This is a genomic window from Amycolatopsis sp. lyj-23, assembly GCF_046549135.1.
GTDB lineage: Bacteria > Actinomycetota > Actinomycetes > Mycobacteriales > Pseudonocardiaceae > Amycolatopsis.
Map to the genome: position 1 here is coordinate 1 of NZ_JAJPWN010000057.1, position 878 is coordinate 878.

The 878-nt window shown below is 67.1% G+C and carries 1 protein-coding gene; it reads left to right on the plus strand.

Translation table 11 applies throughout. From position 1 onward, the window contains the following. Window positions 1–878 (plus strand): 2-oxoacid:ferredoxin oxidoreductase subunit beta (locus ACLJPY_RS50165; protein WP_410598091.1); only part of this gene is annotated, 878 nt, incomplete at both ends.

Consider the following 878-nt stretch of genomic DNA (forward strand, 5'->3'; position numbering starts at 1 on the left):
GATCTGGGGATACCCAACCTCGGTGGCCTGGACCTCGTGCCGACCACCGACGAGCCGCAGAAGGCCAAGGACTACAAGTCGGATCAGGAAGTCCGCTGGTGCCCCGGCTGCGGCGACTACGTCGTGCTCAACGCGGTCCAGTCGTTCCTGCCGACGCTGGGGCTCAAGCGCGAGAACATCGTGTTCATCTCCGGCATCGGCTGCTCGTCGCGGTTCCCGTATTACCTCAACACCTACGGCATGCACTCCATCCACGGCCGCGCCCCGTCGATCGCGACCGGGCTGGCGACGACGCGGCCGGATCTGTCGGTGTGGGTGGTCACCGGGGACGGGGACGCGTTGTCCATCGGCGGCAACCACCTGATCCACGCGCTGCGCCGCAACGTCAACATCAAGATCCTGCTGTTCAACAACCGCATCTACGGCCTCACCAAGGGCCAGTACTCCCCGACCTCCGGCCAAGGCATGGTCACCAAGTCCACGCCGATGGGGTCGGTGGACACCCCGTTCAACCCGCTTTCCCTCGCCATCGGCGCCGAGGCGTCGTTCGTCGGGCGGGCGCTGGACTCCGACCGCAAAGGCCTGACCGAGGTCCTGCAAGCCGCCGCGCAGCACCGCGGGTCGGCGCTGGTGGAGATCTACCAGAACTGCCCCATCTTCAACGACGGCGCCTTCGACGTCCTCAAAGACGCCGACGAAGCCGCCACCCGCCTCATCCCGCTGCGCGCGGGCGAACCGATCCGGTTCGGCCCCAACCAGGAATTCGGCGTCCAACGCGGCGACTGGGGCGGCCTCGACGTCGCCAAAGCCGCCGACATCGGCGAAGACAACATCGTCGTCCACGACCCGTCAATCGCGGACACCTCCTACGCCTTCGC